General features: G+C 67.0%; 18 protein-coding genes. 8 read left to right on the top strand and 10 right to left on the bottom strand.

What is annotated here, in order from left to right; translation table 11 throughout:
- Positions 1-298 precede the first annotated feature (298 nt).
- Genes G5A07_RS13395 through G5A07_RS13405 form a run of 3 tightly spaced genes read left to right on the top strand, consistent with a single transcriptional unit; the run spans position 299 to position 2159 of the window.
- A complete protein-coding gene (locus tag G5A07_RS13395; protein WP_019338419.1) occupies positions 299-1336 on the top strand; it encodes a S41 family peptidase in 1038 nt (345 codons plus the stop codon).
- Between the two features lie 3 nt (positions 1337-1339).
- Positions 1340-1675: a hypothetical protein gene (locus G5A07_RS13400; protein ID WP_049434241.1), complete on the top strand. Its 336-nt coding sequence runs from the start codon at positions 1340-1342 to the stop codon at positions 1673-1675.
- Between the two features lie 49 nt (positions 1676-1724).
- Positions 1725-2159, top strand: a complete 435-nt coding sequence (locus G5A07_RS13405; protein WP_049452805.1) for an SseB family protein — start codon at positions 1725-1727, stop codon at positions 2157-2159.
- A 342-nt stretch (positions 2160-2501) separates the two neighbouring features.
- Here the strand turns inward: G5A07_RS13405 and G5A07_RS13410 are convergent, their stop codons facing one another.
- Positions 2502-3722 carry a multifunctional CCA addition/repair protein gene (locus G5A07_RS13410; RefSeq protein ID WP_191863436.1) on the bottom strand — a complete coding sequence of 407 codons (1221 nt, stop codon included), beginning with the start codon at positions 3720-3722 and terminating at the stop codon, positions 2502-2504.
- A gap of 93 nt (positions 3723-3815) precedes the next feature.
- A complete protein-coding gene (locus G5A07_RS13415) occupies positions 3816-5801 on the bottom strand; it encodes a transglycosylase SLT domain-containing protein (RefSeq protein WP_191863437.1) in 1986 nt (661 codons plus the stop codon).
- A 151-nt stretch (positions 5802-5952) separates the two neighbouring features.
- On the opposite strand from G5A07_RS13415, the gene G5A07_RS13420 reads away from it, so the two are divergent.
- From G5A07_RS13420 to G5A07_RS13430, 3 genes are all read left to right on the top strand, one after another.
- Positions 5953-6360 carry a biopolymer transporter ExbD gene (locus tag G5A07_RS13420; RefSeq protein ID WP_191863438.1) on the top strand — a complete coding sequence of 136 codons (408 nt, stop codon included), beginning with the start codon at positions 5953-5955 and terminating at the stop codon, positions 6358-6360.
- 57 nt (positions 6361-6417) lie between these two features.
- A complete protein-coding gene (locus tag G5A07_RS13425) occupies positions 6418-6825 on the top strand; it encodes a biopolymer transporter ExbD (RefSeq protein WP_054172506.1) in 408 nt (135 codons plus the stop codon).
- Positions 6826-7099: 274 nt separating this feature from the next.
- Positions 7100-9961 (top strand): TonB-dependent receptor, encoded by a 2862-nt coding sequence (locus tag G5A07_RS13430; protein WP_010480916.1) that lies wholly within the window; start codon positions 7100-7102, stop codon positions 9959-9961.
- A gap of 132 nt (positions 9962-10093) precedes the next feature.
- On the opposite strand, the gene fhuE is transcribed toward G5A07_RS13430, so the two are convergent.
- From fhuE to G5A07_RS13445, 3 genes are all read right to left on the bottom strand, one after another.
- The gene (fhuE, locus tag G5A07_RS13435; RefSeq protein WP_191863439.1) at positions 10094-12232 is read right to left on the bottom strand and encodes a ferric-rhodotorulic acid/ferric-coprogen receptor FhuE; all 2139 of its coding nucleotides are present in this window, start codon (positions 12230-12232) and stop codon (positions 10094-10096) included.
- A 172-nt stretch (positions 12233-12404) separates the two neighbouring features.
- Positions 12405-12956, bottom strand: a complete 552-nt coding sequence (locus G5A07_RS13440) for a M23 family metallopeptidase (protein WP_191849994.1) — start codon at positions 12954-12956, stop codon at positions 12405-12407.
- A 77-nt stretch (positions 12957-13033) separates the two neighbouring features.
- Positions 13034-13516 (bottom strand): Lrp/AsnC family transcriptional regulator, encoded by a 483-nt coding sequence (locus G5A07_RS13445; RefSeq protein ID WP_164193352.1) that lies wholly within the window; start codon positions 13514-13516, stop codon positions 13034-13036.
- Between the two features lie 72 nt (positions 13517-13588).
- Between G5A07_RS13445 and G5A07_RS13450 the strand changes: the two genes are divergently transcribed.
- Positions 13589-14464 carry an EamA family transporter gene (locus G5A07_RS13450; RefSeq protein WP_191863440.1) on the top strand — a complete coding sequence of 292 codons (876 nt, stop codon included), beginning with the start codon at positions 13589-13591 and terminating at the stop codon, positions 14462-14464.
- Positions 14465-14542: 78 nt separating this feature from the next.
- On the opposite strand, the gene G5A07_RS13455 is transcribed toward G5A07_RS13450, so the two are convergent.
- The 4 genes from G5A07_RS13455 to G5A07_RS13470 form a co-directional block, all read right to left on the bottom strand.
- Entirely contained in the window at positions 14543-15280 is a 738-nt protein-coding gene (locus tag G5A07_RS13455) for an endonuclease/exonuclease/phosphatase family protein (protein WP_177178893.1), read from the bottom strand.
- A 53-nt stretch (positions 15281-15333) separates the two neighbouring features.
- A complete protein-coding gene (locus G5A07_RS13460) occupies positions 15334-16164 on the bottom strand; it encodes a thiol:disulfide interchange protein DsbA/DsbL (protein WP_010480908.1) in 831 nt (276 codons plus the stop codon).
- 106 nt (positions 16165-16270) lie between these two features.
- Positions 16271-16921: a thiol:disulfide interchange protein DsbA/DsbL gene (locus tag G5A07_RS13465; RefSeq protein WP_010480907.1), complete on the bottom strand. Its 651-nt coding sequence runs from the start codon at positions 16919-16921 to the stop codon at positions 16271-16273.
- A gap of 106 nt (positions 16922-17027) precedes the next feature.
- Complete coding sequence (locus G5A07_RS13470; protein ID WP_010480905.1) at positions 17028-17828, bottom strand: c-type cytochrome; 801 nt, start codon at positions 17826-17828, stop codon at positions 17028-17030.
- Positions 17829-17984: 156 nt separating this feature from the next.
- Between G5A07_RS13470 and yihA the strand changes: the two genes are divergently transcribed.
- A complete protein-coding gene (yihA, locus tag G5A07_RS13475; protein WP_014038472.1) occupies positions 17985-18587 on the top strand; it encodes a ribosome biogenesis GTP-binding protein YihA/YsxC in 603 nt (200 codons plus the stop codon).
- A gap of 106 nt (positions 18588-18693) precedes the next feature.
- Here yihA and G5A07_RS13480 read toward each other — a convergent pair whose 3' ends face one another.
- On the bottom strand, positions 18694-19668 hold the full coding sequence (locus G5A07_RS13480; protein ID WP_159360577.1) for an MBL fold metallo-hydrolase: 975 nt from the start codon (positions 19666-19668) through the stop codon (positions 18694-18696).
- Positions 19669-19878: the final 210 nt, after the last annotated feature.

Genomic DNA, 19878 nt, shown 5'->3' on the forward strand with positions numbered 1-19878 from the left:
CACGCACCGCCCGCCATAGGCGAGCCGGTGCATTGTCGTGATTGCCGCAACGACGGCAACCCGTTCTCTTTGATGTTTGATTCAGGACGCCAATCCCGGCCAGCGCAGGAGGCGCCGACGGAGGCAACCTTCTCGCGTTCTACATGGCAATGACATGGGCAAAGTTGCAATTTACTGATCGCGTGCACGCTGTCTTGCTGCAACCCGCGGCGGGGCCAGATACGACAGTTCGCGCATGGCGAAAGCCATCACCTGCGGGCTATGCTGTGCGCCTGCCTCAACGACAAGGAAACGTCACATGCAGGTTCGCAAGGGAGTGCGTCGCATTGGTGCGCTGGTGATCGCGCTGGTGGCTGCCAACGCCATGGCCGATACGCCCAAGGCAATCGAAGTGCCCTCACCGGAGGCGGAGGCCGAGATCCTCAACCTGCTTGAACGGCAGGCGCTGTATCGCGACCGGGTGGACTGGCCTGGAACCCGCACACGACTGCAATCGGTGCAGGGCGACCCCGTGAAGCGGCTGGCGTTACTGCGCGAAGCCATTGCGGTCAGCACGGGCAATCATGGCGTATGGACGACGACCCAGCGCCAGAGCGAATCCCTTGCGCGCGCGCAGCAGGTCGGCGCCGCCGCCGTGGAAAGGGCCAAGGCCGCCGATGCGGTGGATGCGCGCATCGGCTGGCTGGTCATCGAGGGATATGCCTCCACGCCCGGCGCGACGCCACAGGAAGCGTTCCGCCAGAACATCCAGCGCGCCGCGCGGTGGCAGCAGGTCATCCGTAGCAAGGACGACGGCATGCGCTGTGGCTGGATCGTCGACCTGCGTGACAACAGCGGTGGCAACATGTGGCCGATGCTGCTGGGCATGGCACCGCTGCTGCGCACCTCGGTGGTGAACAACGAAGATGTGGGGTCGTTCGAAACCGCACAGGGGCCGGAGCGCTGGACGTTGACCGCGACCGCCGTGCAGCATGCAGGCAAGCCGGTGCTGGACTTCGGCCAGACCGGCTATGTGCTGCGGCAGCCTGGCGCGCCGGTGGCGGTGCTGTTCGGACCGCGTACCGGCAGTTCGGGCGAGGCCTCGGCACTGGCGTGGCGTGGCCGCGCGCATACGCGCAGCTTCGGCCAGCCGACGGCAGGGGTCTCGACTGGCAACAACGTGCGCACACTGGCCGATGGCAGTCGCCTGCTGCTGACCACCAGCGTGATGCGGGACCGCAATGATCGTGGCGATGGCTTGAAGATCGAACCCGACCAGCGCATCGAGGGTGATCCGGCCACTTTGGCCGCCGCCCAAGCCTGGCTGCTGGCCCAACCCGCCTGCCAGGGCCGCTGATACATGTTGCTGATCGGCCAGCAGGAGCGGGTGGTGGTGGTCGGCCCAAGCGAAGCCCACCACTGCCTGCGCTGCCAGACGGAAACCAAGTTCGCGCCCCAGCTGCGCTACAAGATGGCGCGCATCGACCTGCTGTTCGGCCTCACCTACCATCGCCGTTATGAGCTGGCCTGCACCCGGTGCGGGCACGGCTGGGTGCTGGACACCGACACCATGGACCAGCAGCTGGGTGGGGTGCCGATTCCGTGGCGGCACCGCTTCGGCCTGCCACTGATGCTGGTGGTGGTGGCCGGTCTGGCGGCGTTGGGCTGGCTGTGGCGGCACGGATTCCTCGGTTGAGGACAGGGCCTGTTAAAGTCTGCCCTGCAATCACGTACCGGAACCGACCATGGACCACGACACTTCGTTCGAACCCCTCAACGACCTCGAGGTGCGCCTGCTGCAGGCCCAGGACGGCACGCTGACTGCGTCGCAGTTCCTCGACGGCCTGCTGACCTCGACGGCGTTCGTGCTGCTGGACAAGGCCATTGGCGAAGATGGCGCCTGGGACGAGAGCATCTCGCCGCTGGTGCTGACCAGCGAAAGCGGCGAACCGATGTTCGCGGTGTTCACTGCGCCCGAGCGCGCCGGCCTGTGGCACGAGCAGCTGCCGCAGTTTGCGCATGCCATGCCGATCGCGGTGCACGCGCTGCTGGCCGGTATCGGCGACGGCGTCGGCCTGGTGCTGAACCCGGGCCTGGACGTGGGCATGGAGATGATTCCCGATGCGGTGGCGCAGCTGAAGCAGCGAGCTGCGGCGATCACCCGTGGGATGGCGCACTGATCCCGCGAGTGTCTAGTTGCCGGCCAGCGTCCGGCACTACCCGTGGTGCCGGACGGCGGCGATGGCTTGCAAGTGCGTCCTGTTCAATGGAGAGGAGCATCGTGGGCAGGCGTTCTAACCGATCGCTGTGGGTCTATGAGGTCGGCCTTGTTGCGGGTTTGGCACTGGTAGCTGCGTTCATCACCCGGTTCAATCCGGTGGAGACACTCCGGCTGGGTGGATGGCTGTTCCTCTTGATGCAACCCATCTTGTTGGGTGCTCATGCTGTCGACCACTTCTCGCGTAAGCGTCGTCGATAGACGGGCGATCGGTGCCGGCCAGCAGCCGGCATCACCAGGTGCTTCAGCGGGCGGCGGCGATGGCTTTCACCCGCGCCTTGGCCAGCGCTTCGCCGATGGCCGGCCCCTTCAGGTGTGTGGTATCCAGATCCCGTGCCTGCACTGACAGCGCCGCCTGGTGCAGGCGCTTGAGTGTTTCGCCCTGCGGGTAGTCGGCGTCCTCGAAGCCGAGCCGGCCGCGCTTGTCGGCCTCGCAGCACAGTGCGATGCGGGCCACGCGCTCCGGCCGACGCAACGCATCACAGCGGCCCAGTAGTTCCAGCACGGTGGCATCGCGCAGTTCGTCGATGCGGTGCACGTTCAAGTGCTCGCGGCACACCGCTTCGGCCAGCTGCTGGTGTTCGGTGGGAATCTTCAACCGCGCACACAGTGCCTTCAACGGCTTGATGCCGCGCTGCTCGTGCATGATGTGGCGCGGCCATTCCTCCGGCGGGGTCAGGCCCTTGCCGAGATCGTGGGTGAGGGCAGCGAAGCCGACCAGGTCATCGCCGGGGGCGAGCTTCGCGGCCATGTCGCTGACCATTTCCTGGTGGATGCCGGTGTCGACTTCCGGGTGGAATTCAGCACGCTGCGGTACGCCGTACAGTGCTTCCAGTTCGGGCAGGATCGGGCCCAGTGCCTGCGCATCGTGCAGCGTACGCAGGAAGGCGGAGGGCCGTTCACTGACCAGCGCCTTGCGCAGCTCCTGCCAGACGCGCTCGGGCACCAGCGCGTCCAGCTCGCCACTGGCGGCGACCTCGCGCATCAGTGCCATGGTCTCATCGGCGACGGTAAAGCCCAGCGATGCAAACCGCGCCATGAAACGGGCCGCGCGCAGTACGCGCAGCGGATCTTCCACGAACGCAGGGCCGACATGGCGCAGCACGCGTTGCTCGATATCGCGCACACCGCCGTAGGGATCGACCAGCGTGCCGGTGTCTTCGTCGCAGGCAATCGCGTTGATGGTGAAGTCACGGCGCTGCAGGTCCTCTTCCAGCGTCACCGCCGGATCGGCATCGACCACGAAGCCGCGGTAGCCACGGCCGGATTTGCGCTCGGTGCGCGCCAGCGCGTATTCCTCACCCGTCTTCGGATGCAGGAACACCGGGAAATCGCGGCCGACGGCGGTGTAGCCCTGCGCTTCCATCTGCGCGGGCGTGGCGCCAACCACCACCCAGTCGCGGTCGCCGGCAGGGCGCTGCAGCAGGCGGTCGCGCACGGCGCCGCCGACAAGATAGATCTTCATGGGGGGATGATCGCACGGTAGTGCCGGCCGCTGGCCGGCGGGACACATCATGGCGTCCGCCGGGCATGGCCCGGCGCTACCGTCATCGGGTGATCAATCGCCGCCCTGCTCGGCGTCGGCCGCGCAGCTGAAGCGCTTGCGCTTGTCCACCAGGCGGCCCATCAGGCGGTCGCTCAGCGGCAGCGCATCACCATTGAGGCGCCAGTCGTAGATCACGCTGAAGGCCAGCACGCGGGCCACGTACTCGCGGGTTTCCTTGTAGCTGATGGTCTCGATCCACAGGTCCGGATCAAAGCCCGGGCGCTGGCCCTGCCATCGTGCGGTCGGGGTCGGGCCGGCGTTGTAGGCGGCGATGGTCACGTACGGCAGGCCGTCGTACTTGTTCATCAGCTGGCGCAGGTAGGCGGTGCCGATGGCAATGTTGGTGTCCGGGTCGTACAGGCTGTCGGCGCCGCCGTAGCCGGTCAGGCCGATCGACTTGGCCACGCCGGCACCGGTGGCCGGCAGCACCTGCATCAGGCCCATGGCGTTGGCAGGCGAGCGCGCACGCGGAGTGAAGGTGCTTTCGGCTCGGATCTCCGCAGCCACCCAGGCCGGGTCGATGGCATTGCGTGCCGACTCGCGGCGGATGGTGGCGTCGTGGTGCAGCGGGAAACGCAGGTCGTACAGGCGCTGTTCCTGCGGCTGCTTGCCGAGCGCGAACACGGCGCGGTCAAACCAGCCGTTGTCCTGCGCCACGCGTACCGCCAGGCGGCGCTGGGTGTCATCGAAGCGCGACAGCGCGCTGTTCCATTCGGCCACGGCCCAGCCGGCACGGTCGATCTGGTACAGCGCCATCGCGCGCTGGATGGCCGGATCGCGCGCGACTACTGCCTGTGCCTGCGCACTGTCATTCGGCTTCCACGGGCACAGCGTGTAGCCCTGCTGCAGCTTGTCGGCGGCCAGGAAACCGTGGAAGGTCGGTGCGCGTGCGGCCTCGCGGAACAACGGCTGCGCCTGCTGGGCCTGGCCGGTCTTCTCCAGCATGCGGCCTTCGAAGTAGCGCCAGCGCGGGTCGCTGCGCTGCTTGCTGGCCATCTTGCGGATCGCTGTCAGTGCCGCTGGCCAATCGCCGCGCGACATCGCTTCGCGCACGCGCCATTCGTGCAGGCGTTCGTCATAGGCTGATTCGGGTACCGCATTGAGGCGGCGCGCCGAATCCGGAAGATAGGACGCCACCGTCCACAATGCGATCTGGTACAGCACCTGGCCCTGCTGCTCGGCACTCAGGCCCAGCGCCTGGGCATACTGCGGCAGCTGCTGTTCGGTGGCGGCCGGGTCGGCCTTGGCCAGCTTGGCCAGGCCATCGGTGGCGATGCGCCGGCTGCGCTCGTTGCGTGGCCAGTTCAGTGCGCTCGCATTGGGCTTGTCGACAAAGGCAGCGTAATTGTTCGCCAGCGCCAGGTCGGTGGCAGGCAGGCCACGTGCAGCGCTGCGCATCACGGCCGGCTGCTGGGCGTCGGCGGCGGCATCGATGCGTTCCCAGCGCAGGGCGTCGCTCAGGCCACCCTGCGCCTGCAGCACGGCGAAAACGGCATCACAGCCGTCCGGCAGCGACTTGCCGTTCTTGCGCCACAGGTCCTGCGCCTCGCTGATCCACTGCGGATCGACCTTGCCCGTCACCTGGCGCGCGGTCAGCTGCGCACAGCGCAGGCCGGCGTTGTCGGTGGGCACCCAGTTGGCGAGCAGGGTGGGCCAGTCCTGGCGGCGTGCGACCGAGGGCAGCCACACGCTGCGGAACGTGTTGGCCACGGCCTGGCCGTCATAGCGCTTGAGGAAGGCCTGTGCCTGCGCGGTATCGACGGTGTCGATGTTGCGGCGCAGGTTGGCGTACTCCAGCCATCCGTAAGCCGGATGGCGGCTGAGTGCAGCGGCCTGGCCGGGATCGAACTGGCCGCGTTCGGCGGCCGCGATCGCAGCCTTCAGCTGCGCGTTCTGGGCGTCGAGGGACTGGGCGTTGGCGCAGCCGATCAGCAGCGTGGTGGCCAAGGGCAGCAGGGACAGGGCAGTTGAAGTGCGTCGGGTCATGGCGACCAGCATAGCGGGCGATGGCTGAATTCAGTTTCGCATTGCGTGCACGCCGAGCGTCGGCAACGACAGCTGAATGACCCCGCGCAGGCCACTGCCGCAGCGGATGGGAGGCGTCGTAACGTCGGCCTTGGGCGAACGGCCCGGCTGCAGGGAGCGGCACATGGCGTTCAGTAGCGCAGGAAGAAACGGTCCGCTGGCGGACATCAATGTCACGCCACTGGTGGATGTAATGCTGGTGCTGTTGATCATCTTCATCGTGACCGCGCCGATCGTGGCCCGGCCGATTGCCGTGCAGTTACCACAGGCCACCGATCGCACGATCGATCGCCCCGAACCGCCGCCGCCGATCGAGCTGCGCCTGGATGCTGCCAACCAGCTCAGCTGGAATGGCCAGCCCATGACGATCAGCGAGCTTCAGGCGCGCCTGCAGGCACAGGTGGGCGAACATGCCGGCAACCTGCCGGAGCTGCGCATCGCCACCGATCCGGCGGCCGAGTACGAAGGCATGGCGCGGATATTGGCTGCGGCCGAAGCCACTGGCATGGAGCGCATTGCGTTCGTGCGGTGAGTCCGGCAACGGGCGGCCTGCCATCGGCAGGCCGCTCCTACTGCGAGGGAACGTGGCATGCGATACGGGACACAACGCGCGACCTCGCTGATGGCCACCCCCAATCTGGCACCGCTGGTGGATGTGATGCTGGTGCTGCTGGCATTGGTGATTGCCACGCTGCCGATGGCGCAGGCAACTGGCCTGCTGGCGTTCCAGCAGCGCACCTCGTGCCCACCCTGGCCGGCGTCTTCGCCCCAGCCGATCAATTTGCGCATCGACGCAGCGGGGGCGGTGTTCTGGAATGGCCAGCCGCTGGACGCTGCCGCGTTACAGCGGCACCTGATGCAGGCGCAGCAGATGCCGCAGCAGCATCGCCCGTGGGTGCACCTGGCGACCGCCGACGACACCGACTACGGAGACATGGCACGCGTGCTGCTGGCCGTAAGCCAGCATGGGCTGCGCGTCGCCGCGCCAGGCAACTAGGGACGGGGCACCGACTTGTCTACTTGATGAGCTGCGGCAGCTACCGGCGCGCGCTGTCGCAGCCTGCATCAAGGCTGCCTGCGGTGAACAGTATCGTCCGGTCATAACCTGCAGCTATCTGACGCAATCGGCCTGCAATTGCGTCAATTCCGCGTGAAAGAGTGTCGATCATCACGCCGCGATTTTTACCACTTGTTTACAAAGGAGACGGCGCCGCCATGCAGGGAGGGAGTGCGGCGGCCCATGTCCCGACATTCCTTTGGAGAGAGAGCGAATGAATCACCTGCACCACCGCCCTTTGGCGGTTGCCGTCGCGCTGTGCGTGATGACCCTGGCACCGTTGGGTGCCGCTGCACAATCCACCACCAACCTGGATGCGGTGGAAGTCACCGGTACCCGCATCAAGCGCGCTGAGGTGGAAGGCCAGGTGCCGATCCAGACGCTGACGCGCGGCGATATCGAACGCACCGGCCTGACCTCGATCGGCGAAGTGCTGCAGCAGCTCACCGGTTCCGGTTCGGCGCTCAACGCCAAGTTCAACTCGTCCGGCAACTTCGGCTTCCCGCCCGATGGCAGTGGTGTAGGTGCCGGTTCGGCGCAGGTGGACCTGCGCCACCTGGGCGCCAAGCGCGTGCTGGTGCTGGTCGACGGCATCCGCTGGGTCAATGAGTCATCCGCATCCGGCGTCGGCTCGGCCACCGATCTCAATACCATTCCGCTGGCCATCGTCGAGCGCATCGAAGTGCTGGAAGATGGCGCGTCGTCGCTGTACGGTTCCGACGCCATTGCCGGCGTGGTCAACATCATCACCCGCCGTGACTTCGATGGCGGCCAGGTGACCCTGAACTATGGCGAGTACAGCAAGGGCGATGGCACGCAGAAGGGCGTGGACCTGGCCTGGGGCAAGAGCGGCGACCGCTTCAGCCTGTTCCTGGGCGCCAGCTGGACCAAGCAGGATCCGGTGTTTGCCAAGGACCGCGAGCAGTCGCGCTTCCCGATTCCCGGCACCGGGCTGGCGTTCGGCAGCGGTGGCATTCCGCAGGGTCGCTTCATGTTCACCGACCCGAACACCGGCGCGGTGCAGAACATCGTGCCCAATACCGGCGTGAGCAACCCGCGCTACGACGGCAGCGCCGGCTGCGCGCGCACCGATGACTATCACTGCTTCACCAGCGCCGACCGGTTCAATTTCGCCGAGTACAACATGGTGCTGACGCCCTCGGAGCGTAAAGGCCTGTTCGGCCAGTTCCGCTTCGACATCACCGACAACGTGCAGTGGTACGTCAAGGCACTGGGCAACCGTCGTGAGTCGACCAACCAGGCCGGCCCGGAGCCGCTGTTCTTCGGCCCCGATGGCGCCACCGGCAATCCGCTGGCCGACAACATCACCGTGTCCGCGCTCAATCCGTACAACCCGTTCGGCTTCGACCTGGTCTCGGGTGACAACCTGAGCCTGATCGGCCGCCGCCCGGTGGAAGGCGGCGCGCGCGTGTTCAAGCAGGAAGTGGACACCACGTATTTCGCCACCGGCTTCGTCGGCAACTTCCAGGCGGCTGACCGCAGCTGGTACTGGGACGTCAACGGCATGTACAGCAAGAACAAGGCCGAACAGACCAACTACGGCAGCTACAACATCTACAACGTCAACATGGCGCTGGGCGATCCGTCGGTCTGTGCGGCGACGCCGGGCTGCGTGCCGCTGAACATCTTCGGCGGTGTCGGTTCGATCACCCCGGACATGCTGAAGTGGATCCAGCCGGTGGTGCGTGACCGCAGCCAGAACGAACTGAGCCTGTTCACCGCCAACCTGTCCAGCGACCTGTTCACGCTGCCGGCCGGGCCGGTGTCGTTCGCTACCGGCTTCGAGTATCGCAAGTACGAGGGTTCGTACCAGCCCGATCCGCTGACGGTGGCCGGCCACTACAACGGCGTGCCGTCGCAGCCGACCTCGGGCTCCTATGACGTCAACGAGGCGTATCTGGAGTTGAGCGTGCCGATCTTCGCCGACTCGACCTTCGGCAAGAAGCTGGACCTGAGCCTGGCCGGGCGCTACTCGGACTACTCCACCTTCGGTGGTGAATTCACGCCCAAGTACGGCCTGCGCTGGCAGGTGACCGATGACTTCGTGCTGCGCACGACCTATGCCGAAGGCTTCCGTGCACCATCGATCGGTGAGCTGTACGGCTCGGCCGCGCGTGCCGACCTGCAGCTGTTCGATCCGTGCTCGGTGGGCCTGGGCGGTACGCCGCCGCGTGGCAGCGCGGCCAACTGTGCTGCGCTGGGCGTACCGGCCGGGTTCCAGCAGGCCAACTCGCAGATCTCGGTGACCACTGGCGGCAACCGCGAGCTGGATCCGGAACGCTCGCGCAGCTTCAGCGCAGGCTTCGTGTGGAGCCCATGGTTTGGCAGCAACAGTTCGTGGTCGGAACGCTTCGATGTGGAAGTGACCTTCTACCGCCATGCCATCGACGGCGCGATCCAGGCAATCAACGCGCAGACCCAGCTGGACCTGTGCGTGGACACGCTGGACCCGATCTACTGCAACGGCATCACCCGTGCCAGCACCGGCGCGGTCAGCAGCTTCAACAACCGCCTGACCAATCTGGGTTCGATCAAGACCGATGGCTGGGATGTGGATCTGTTCTGGACGTTGCCGCAGAGCTCGATCGGTCAGTTCAAGCTGGGCTGGAAGAACACCTTCGTGGGTCGCTACGAAGCCACCGGTGCGGCGGGCCAGAAGCAGCCGCAGAAGCCGGGCGTGGAAGTGGCCGACAGCTCGATTCCGGAATGGACCAGCAATGCCAGCATCGGCTGGACGCTGGATCGCTGGAGCGCCAACTGGACCGTGCGGCATATCTCCGAACTGACCGAAAACTGCGGTGACGCTTCCGTGTTTCCGGTCTGCAGCAACCAGGCTGCGGGCACCAATACGCTGTCGGCCACCACCTTCCATGACATGCAGGTGGGCTACAAGATCGACTGGATGAAGGGGCTGCAGCTGACGGCCGGCCTGAACAACGTGTTCGACAAGGATCCGCCGATCTGCCTGTCGTGCTCGTTGAACGGTTACGACGCTTCGACCTATGACATCCCGCGTGGCCGCTACTGGTACCTGCGCGCGGACCTGCGCTTCTGATGTAACGGTGGCAGTGCCGGTCAGTTCCGGCGCTGCCTTGCTGGTGTAGAGCCGAGCCCACGCTCGGCTCAGAGAATCAGCCGAGCGTGGGCTCGGCTCTACAGGTGCGGGGCGATCGTGCCCCGCGCCTGATCAGAACGCCCAGGTGAACGTCAGCGAGCCATTCCGGCCATCGCCGTACGCACCGTAGCCGGTGATCTGCGAGTAGTACTTCTTGTCCAGCAGGTTGTTGAGGTTGGCCTGCACGCTGAACTCCGGCGAGATGCGGTAGCGCACGAAGGCACTGACCAGCGCATACCCTTCCTGTTCGAAGCGGCCCACCACCGGTGCGGCGTAGTAGATGCGGTTCTGCCAGTTGGCACCGCCGCCGACGGTCAATTCCTGCAGCGATTGCGGGGTGTAGCTGGTGAACAGCTTCAATGCGGTCTGCGGCAGGTTGGTGTTGATGTCGGCGCCGTTGATGTCCTTTGCCACATAGCGCGAAGCACCGAAGGTCGCGTTCCAGCCGGGTGCCAGTTCGCCGTTCACTTCGAACTCGAAGCCACGGCTGACGGTACCGCGTGCAGCGATCGAGGCGAATTCACCCGGGCGGCCGATGATCGGTTCGCTGGTGACCTGGGCGACGTTGTCCTGCTCGATGCGGAACACCGCCAACGAGGCGTTCAGACGGTTGTCGAACCAGGCGCCCTTGACGCCCACCTCGTAGCTCTTGCCGTCTACCGGATCGAGATAACGGTCGTTGCGGTCGCGCGCGGTCTGCGGCTGGAAGATCTCGGTGTAGCTGGCGTACGCGGAGTAGGTGTCGTTGATGTCATACACCAGGCCGGCGTACGGGGTGGTCACCTTGTGTTCGCGGTCGTCGTTCTCGCCTTCGCTCTTCCAGTGGGTGTAGCGCGCACCGAGGATCAGCTTCAGCGGATCAGCCAGCGACAGGCGCGCGGCGGCATAGCCGGCCTTCTGGGTGATGGTGCCCTGGCTGGCCAGCGCCAGCGGGTTCCAGTTCGGCTGGGCGATGTTGCCGGTCCAGTCGAGATAGGAGCTGAAGGGATTCCAGCCGGTGCCGGGACCGCCCATCTGGAAGTCACCGTAGTTGGCGAATTCGCGCTTGTTGTAGCTCAGGCCGGCCATGAACTGGTGTTCGCGGCCGAACAGCTGGAACGGACCGTCGATGTAGCCATCAATGCCGTCGACCTTGCGCTCGGTGTTGTAGAAGCCGGCCATCGGCGTGATGCCGGCGCCCGTGGTCTTGTTGAATGCGGTATAGGCCGGATAGAACAGCTTGTCGTCGGCCTTGGTGCGGTCGTGGGTGGCGCCGATCTTGAACTTCCAGCCGTTGCTGAAGGCGTGCTGCAGGGTGGCGAACGCACGCTTGCTGGTGGTGTCCCAGTAGGTCCAGTCCGGCGACGGATTGAACGAGGTCGGATAGTTCGTCGGGCTGCCATCGGCGTACCACATCGGGAAGCCGCCCCAGGTCGCGCCATTGGCGCGCTTCTGCTGGTAGTCGTAGCCCACGCTCAGCTGCGTGTCCGGGGTCAGGTCGGCGTCGATGACGGCGTAGCCCAGCGTCTTGCGCTGGTTGTAGCGGTCCATCTGGCCATCGGTGTCCAGGTAGCTGCCGATTACGCGGCCGCGTACCGTGCCACTGGCGTTGAGCGCGCTGCCCACGTCCACGGTGGTGCGGGTGCGGCCCCAGCTGCCGACGTTCACTGAGACGCTGCCGGTCAGTTCGGCGCTGTCGGCATGCTTGCGGATCAGGTTCACCGACGCCGACGGATTGCCGGCGCCGCTGAGCAGGCCGGTGGCACCGCGCACCACTTCCACACGGTCATACAGCGCCAGGTCCAGGCCGGAATCGCCGTAGCTCCAGTTCTGCACCATCTGCGTCGGCAGGCCATCGAACTGGTAGGCATCGATGTAGAAGCCGCGCGCGTAGAACTCGGTGCGCTCGCTGTCGGACTGGGTGCTGGTGACGCCGGTGGTGTTGGCCAGTACGTCGATGATGTCGTCCAGCTTCTGATCTTCGATGCGCTGGTGGCTGATGATGCTGACCGACTGCGGGATCTCGCGCGGCGCCAGGTCGAAGCGGGTACCGGCCGAGGTGCGGCGCGCCGAGTAGCCTTCGGCGCGTTCGCCCTTGACGACGACCTTGTCCAGCGTGGTCGGGTCGGCGGCGGTGTCGGCGAAGGCGGCCGGGGCCACGGCGCAGAGAACGGCAAACACGGCAACGGACAGCCGCTGCGGCGGCGGGGTACGGAAGGCGGAACGGTTCATGGGGGTCCTGGGCGAGCACGCGCGATCGGCCGGCATCCAGGAGGCGAGGCGCTACGGGTAGGGAGAGGACGGGCAGGCCGTCCTGGCACCACCGGAAACGAAAGAAATGGTAATACGAACTATTCCTATTTACAAATCATGAACAGATCGATGCGCGGGTGCGCAATGGCGGTCAGCGCAGCAGTGGCAGCGGGTCGCGGGCGCCGTCTGCGCCGTAGATGCCCCAGTGCAGGTGCGGGGGCGTGCCCTTGGCGTTGCCGCTGTCGCCCACATGGCCGAGCAGGTCGCCGGGCTGGACCACCTGGCCACGCGCCAGGTCCTCGGCCCAGCTTTCCAGGTGCGCGTAGTAGTAGCGCTCGCGTCCGGGCCCGATCACCCACACCTGGCGCCCGCCGAGCCCACGTTCGCTGACATCCGCGATGACACCGACCGTGGCGCTGCGCACTGGCGTTCCACGGCTGGCGAAGATGTCGATGCCGGCGTGCGAGCGGTCACGGCCTCGCGGCGCACCGAAGGTATCGGCAATCTGGCGTGGCCGCACGCCGTCCACTGGCACCGGCAGTTGCGTGGCCGGCGGCATCCGCGCGAGTGTCCACAGCATCTTCGGTGCGGCGGCCCAGGGACTGTTCCACAACGCCATCATCGCAACGACGGCAATGGCCAGCCACAGGCCGCGCAGCAACCAGCGGCGCAGGCGGTGGGCGTGGGAGGGCGATGTGCTCATGGTTTCGGAGTGTAGAGTCGAGCCATGCTCGACTGCTTCAGTTTTGCGGTCAAAAGGCAGTCGAGCATGGCTCGACGCTACAGGACCGGCAGCAGCGGAACCTCGAAACTCCGCTTCAGCGTGCCCAGTGCTACCGAGGTGCGGAAGCGCTCGATGTTGTCATCGCCACCGAACAGGCGCTCGGTGATCGCTTCGTACTCCTCCATCGACGCCGCCGAAAGCAGCAGCAGGAAATCGCCATCGCCGGTGATCGAGTAGCACTGCTGCACGGCCGGGTCGTCCTGCACGCGGCGCTTGAACGGCGCCACGCGTTCGCGCTGCTCGCTGACCACGCGCACCTCGACGATGATGGTCAGCGGTCGCCCAACCTTGGCTGCGGCGACCACCGCCACGTTGGCGGCGATCACGCCACTGTCCTGCAGGCGCTTGATGCGGCGTTGCACGGCCGGGGTGGACAGGTGCACGGCCTCGGCGATTTCGCGCTGCGGCAGGGTGTTATTCCGCTGCAGGAGGTCGAGGATGGCGCGGTCGAAGCTGTCGAGCACGGGAGCGATGGCCATGGCGAGCAGAAGTTGCACGAACAGGCTGTCAATTGAGCCAAGTGCTCGGCGCCGGCGCAATAGACTTTGCGCATGCAGACCTCACGACTCGCGCCGATGTTGCCGGCGCTGGCGGTGCTCGGCTCGGTCACCTCGCTGGCCATCGGCACCTCCTACGCAAAACACCTGTTCCCGCTGATCGGCGCCCAGGGCACCAGCGCGCTGCGTGTGGGCTTCTCGGCACTGTTGCTGCTGGTGTTCTGGCGGCCATGGCGCTGGAAGACCAGCCGCGTGGACGCGATCACCATCCTGCGCTACGGGCTCACCCTGGGCCTGATGAACCTGCTGTTCTACATGGCCCTGCGCACGATTCCCTTCGGCATCGCGGTGGCCATCGAGTTCACCGGGCCGCTGACGGTGGCGATGCTGTCGTCACGACGCCCCATCGACTTCGTCTGGGTGGGCTGCGCGGTGGTGGGTTTGTTGCTGCTGCTGCCGCTGGGCGGTGGCCCGGCGCTGGATCCGGCTGGCGTGCTGTATGCGATGGGCGCAGCGGCGTGCTGGGGCCTGTACATCGTGTTCGGCAAGCGTGCCGGTCATCTGCACGCTGGGCACTCGGTCTCGCTGGGGCTGCTGGCCGCGTCGCTGGTGGTGGTGCCAGTGGGCGTGGTGCATGCCGGCGCCGCGCTGCTCGAGCCGAAGATCCTGGCGGCCGGCCTGCTGGTGGCGCTGGTCTCCAGCGCGATTCCGATGTCGCTTGAGATGATGGCGCTCAAGCGCCTGCCGAAGGAAACGTTCGGCATCCTGATCAGCATGGAACCGGCGGTGGCCGCGTTGTGGGCGATGCTGCTGCTGCACGAGCACCTGCATGGATTGCAGTGGCTGGCGATCGGCTGCACGGTGCTGGCCTCGGTGGGCAGCACGATGACCGCGCGGCGGTTGAAGGTGCCGGTGGTGCAGGCCGGGTAGCGGCAGAGAGCGTGCGGACCAACGGTCCGCACCCACCAGAGCGGCGTGCCAACCAAGATTGGCACCCACCAGGAGCGTTCAGCGCAGGGCGTCAGCCGGGACGTCGATCTGCATCGCCAGGGCGAGGTGATCGGAGAAGGCGGCCGGAACGGCCTCCACGGCGCGGGTCTGCAGGCCGCTGCTGACCAGGATGTGGTCGATGGCGCGGTCGGGGCGCCAGCTGGGGAAGGTCGGCACGATGCAGCCCGGGGGCTGCAGCCGGGTCTTCTGGTACAGCACCTGCATTTCCGGGCGCTCGGCCAGGCAGTTGAAGTCACCCATCAACACGGCGTTCGGGTGGTCGGACAACAGCTCGGCGATGAAGCCCAGCTGTGACATCCGCGAGCCTGCACCCAGCGACAGATGGGCCACCGCCACCGCCAGGCCGTCGGCGCCATCGCCGAACTTGGCCAGCAGCACGCCGCGCCCGCCGATGCGGCCGGGCAGGGCGTGGTCCTGCACTTCCACCGGTTCCAGCTTGCTCAGCAGGCCGTTTGCGCTGGAGGCGACCCCACCCATGCGCCGGTTCGGCTGGTGGCTCCAGTAGTTGAAGCCGGCACGCTGGGCCAGGTAATGGGTCTGGTTGGTGAAGCCCGAGCGCAGGCTGCCCGGGTCGGCCTCCTGCAGGCCGACGATGTCATGTTCGCGCGCCAGGGTGGCGATCGCGTCCAGGCTGCTGCGCTTGCGACCCGCCGGCAGCGCATGTGACCAGCTGCGGGTCACATAGTCGCTGTAGCGGCGGGTACTTGAGCCGGCCTGGATGTTGGCCGTCAGCAAGCGCAGGGTCCGTGTACGGGGGGAATTCACGGCCGGGAAACGCTTCTCTTGGATCAGTGAGCCTGGGCCGCACCGCGTTCGCGGGCGATCAGGTGGTCGGCAATGCGCAGCATGTCCGGGAAGCTCTTGCCCTTCACCAGGTACTTGCCGTTGACGATGATCGACGGGGTGCCGCTGATCTGGCTGCGCTGGGCGAACTGCTTGGCCGAGTTGGTCTTGGCATTCACTGCGAAGCTGCCCATGGTGGCGGCGAACTGCTTCGGATCCACGCCGTAGGCACCGTAGAACTTGGCGATGTCGTCAACTGAATCGGTGCCGCGCTCACCCTTCAGGGTCTTCTGCGAATGGATGGCAGCGTACAGGGCTTCGTGAGTCTTCTCCTGCACACCCAGGGTCTGCGCGGCGTAGAAGGCACGGGCGTAGTTGTCCCAGGTGCCGCCGAACATGGCCGGTACGTAGACGAAGTTCACATCGCTCGGCAGGCCGGCCTTCCACGGGCCGACCAGCGGCTGGAACGCGGCGCAGGCCGGGCAGACGTAGCCGAAGATCTCGGTCACTTCGATCTTGCCGGCGGCCGGCTGGAACGGCTGGCCGTTCGGGATCACCTGGTAGTCGGCGCCTTCCACCGGGGCCGGGCCGGTCAGCGCGGCGGTGGTCGGGGCTGGTGCAGCGGCCGGGGCGGCTTCAGCCGCGGCCTTCTCGCCTTCGGCAGCGGCCGGTGCGGCGCCTTCGGTACCCGCGGCCGGCGCAGCCGGTTCGGTGGTCGCCGGAGCTGCAGCCGGTTCGGCCGGGGCCGCGGTGGTGTTGGTGCTGCCGTCGTCGGCCTTGCAGGCAGCCAGGATTGGCAGCAGCGCTGCGAGGGCGAGGGCGTAACGGATCTTCATGGAAACGTCTCCAGCATCTGGAAAGGTGGGGCCGGCGTCATGCGCCGGCCAGGGGGAAATGATGACACGCGGCGGCGACAGCGCCGTGTCGGTGGTGGGTGTTGGTTCAGCGGCCGCGGGCGGCGCGGGCCTGAGCGATCAGCGCCGAGGCGATGCGCAGCTGGTCGTCGAAGCTGTCGCCACGCACCAGGTACTGGCCGTTGATGATCAGCGCCGGGGTCCCCGGGATCCTGGTGCGCTGGGCGAACGCGCGGGCGGCATCGACCTTCTTCTGTACGGCATCGCCGCGCAGGGCCTGCAGGTAACGGTCCGGGGTCACGCCGTAGGCCTTGTAGAAGGTGGCGAGCTCATCGGCCGAAACGTTCTGCATCGGCAGCGAGCCGTCCTGGTGCAGGGCCTTGAACACGGCGCCGTGGCTGCGCTTGGCCACGCCGACTTCGTCGGCGGCGTAGTAGGCCAGGGCCCAGGCGTCCCAGGCGCCGCCGAAGGCCGCCGGAACCGGGGTGAAGCGTACGTCGGCCGGCAGCTTGGCTGCCCAGGCTTCCAGCTGCGGCTCGAAACGGGCGCAGTGCGGGCAGGTGTAGCCGAAGACTTCGACCACCTCGATCTTGCCGGCCAGCGGCTGGAACGGGCCCGGCTGGGCGATGCGCTCGTAGTCTTTGCCCTCGACCAGCGGGGCATTGGCAGGGGTTGCGGCGCAGGCTACCAGCGGCAGCAGCACCAGCACAGACAACAGCAGGCGGGAAATCAACCTCATCGACACGCATCTCCGTTGAAAAAAGCAACGCCGGCGCGGTCGCCGGCGTGAAGGAAACATACCGCAGGCGAGGGCCGCGGTGGCGGCCCCGGCCGACCAATGGTGGTCAGGGGGCGGCAGCCGGTTGTGCCGGCGTGGTGGCAACGGCCACGTCGTCGGCCTTGTTGTGCAGACCCTGCAGGTAGCTCGACAGTGCCTGCACCTCCTGCTCGCTCAGCTTCTGCGCGACCGTGGCCATGATCTGGAAGTGCGCCTTGTCGGTTTCGTTGGTCTGGCCGGCCTGGTATTCCTGCAGGCGGCGCGCGACATAGCTGGCGTGCTGGCCACCAATGTGCGGATAGGCCGGGCCGGGATTACCGGCGCCGCTGGGGCCGTGGCAGGCCATGCAGGCCGGCAGGCCGCGCTTGGCGTCGCCGCCGCGGTACAGCTGCTGGCCGATCTCGTAGAACTTCATGCCCTTGTAGGGGCCGTCGGTGACCGCCGTGTCATCGGCGATGCCGGCGGTGGCCTTCTGGGTGGCGAAGAACGCGCCGATGTCGCGCATGTCCTGCGGGGTGAGGTTCTGCACGAACGGCACCATCGCCACCGCCGCACCGGAGCTGCGCTGGCCGTTGGCGATCAGGGCCATCTGCTGGGCGACGTAGCGTTCGCTCTGGCCGGCGATGGACGGGTACATCTCCACTGTGGAATTGCCGTCGGCGCCGTGGCAGGCCGCGCAGGCCGAGGCCTTGGTCTGGCCGGCCTTGGCGTCGCCCCAGGTGGTCTTGCTGAAATCCACTTCCAGCGAGGCGGTGCGGATCGGCCCGTTGTCGGGCAGCGGGGTCAACGTGGTCTGCGCGAACGCAGCAGCGGCAACGACTACAGCAGTGGCAAGGGCGGATACGGCAAGAACGCGAGCGTGGCGCATGCTGAAGCTCCGTATGGACCGGGCCGGGCGGTGGCCGCCGGCGTCGCCCGGATTATCAACGCCGTTTCCTCGCACGGTCAACGCAGCACTGCAGCAAAATGCCCGCAACGGCCGCCGGCACGGGCGCGCGGCGCCGCAACATGCGATCCTAGGCACATGTCATTGCTCATCGAACGCGCCCGTTACCACCTTTCGGCCCACAACGTGCGGCAGCTGCCGCCCGACGAAGGGGCCGAAGTGGCCTTCGCCGGCCGCTCCAACGCCGGCAAGTCCAGTGCGCTCAACGCGCTGACCCGCCAGAACGCCCTGGCCCGTGTCTCCAAGACTCCCGGCCGCACCCAGCAGCTGGTGTTCTTCCAGGTCACGCCTGAAGCGCATCTGGTCGACCTGCCCGGTTACGGCTACGCCAAGGTGCCGCTGGACCTGCAGGCGCACTGGCAGGCCTTCATCGACAGGTATTTCCGTACCCGCGAAGCCCTGAAGGGCCTGGTGGTGGTGATGGATATCCGCCATCCGCTGAAGGACTACGACCGGCAGATGCTGTCCTATGCCGTGCAGCGTGGCCTGCCGGCGCACGCGTTGCTGACCAAGGCCGACAAGCTCAGCCGCAGCCAGCAGATGCAGTCCCTGCAGAAGGTGCGCAAGGAGCTGCAATCGGCCTATGGCGACAGCGTGAGCGTGCAGGTGTTCTCAGGCGAAGACCGTACCGGTGTGGACGAAGCCCGCGGCGTGATCGGCGGCTGGCTGGGGCTGGAATAAGGCTTCCGATTTTCCTGTAGAGCCGAGCCAACGCTCGGCTGCCGCGCGCAGCGCGGCCAGGCCCCGGTAGCCGAGCATGGGCTCGGCTCTACAAGGGCTCATCGGCTCATTTCAACGGCGAGTACTCCGCCGGCACCCACGCATAGGCCTTTCCCTCGCCACGCACGTGGCCCAGGCCGGGGAACGGCAGGTGCGCACCGGCCACCCACCAACCGTTGGCGGTGGCCTGCTGCAGCAGCCCGCGACGGCTGGCGATGGCCGCCTTGCGGTCCGAATCGGCCTCGAATGCCGCCTCCGGGTGCGCGAACTGCACCGCATGGAAGTGCAGCACATCGCCCCATACCAGCAGTGACTCGCCCTGGCTGTCGAACCGGTAGGAGACATGGCCGGGCGTATGGCCATGGGTGTCCATCGCCACCGCGCCACCGGGCAGGGCATCGCCGGGGCTGAAGGTGCGCAGGTGGCCGCTGGCCTGGTACGGCGCCACCGCGTTGCGCGCCAACGGGAAGGCGAAGCGCACGCCCTTCGGTGCGGTGGCCTCGCTGGCCGGGTTGAGCCAGTAATCGGCATCGGCCTTGGACAGCCACACCGTGGCATTGGGATAGGCCGGCTTGCCCTGCGCGTCGAGCACCCCGCACAGATGGTCCGGATGGGCGTGGGTCAGCAGCACCTCGTCCACCTCGGTCGGGTCGACGCCGGAGGCGCGCAGATTGCCCAGCACCTGGCCCAGGCCGGGGCCAAAGCACTGCGCGGTGCCGGTATCGACCAGGGTCAGGTGGTTCCCTTGGCGGATCAGGAACGCGTTGATCGCTGTCTGCAGGCCTTTCTTGTCCTCAGGTACGTAGCGACCTTCCAGCAGGCGGCTGACCAGCGTCGGCGGCACGTCCACCACTTCCTGCCGGCCCAGCGCGACCACGCCGTCGAACAGGGCGGTGACCTGCAGTGCGCCGACGCGCTGGTGATAGACGCCAGGCACCTGCTGGGTGGGGGCGGGTGAAGTAGCCTCGGCCAGCGCGGCCAGCGGCAGGGACGACAGGACCAGCAGCAGGGCGGAGCGCAGGGGCAGGTGGCGCAGGGTCATGGTGGTTCTCGGTGGATGACGGGTGGTTCCGTTGGCCTAGCGTGCCGTGGCTGGCGTGTGCGCGGCGCTCAAACCACTACGTGGAATGCTCAGGGAAGGGGGGGGCTGCAGGGCTGCGCCCTGCACCCGCAGAGGCAACAGCAACGGCAACGGCCGAAGCAAAAGCTGGTTTCCTGTGGGATGGCGGGGTGGGTCCGGTTGCGGGGGACG

Source organism: Stenotrophomonas sp. AS012628, from assembly GCF_010608305.1.
Taxonomy (GTDB): domain Bacteria; phylum Pseudomonadota; class Gammaproteobacteria; order Xanthomonadales; family Xanthomonadaceae; genus Stenotrophomonas; species Stenotrophomonas geniculata.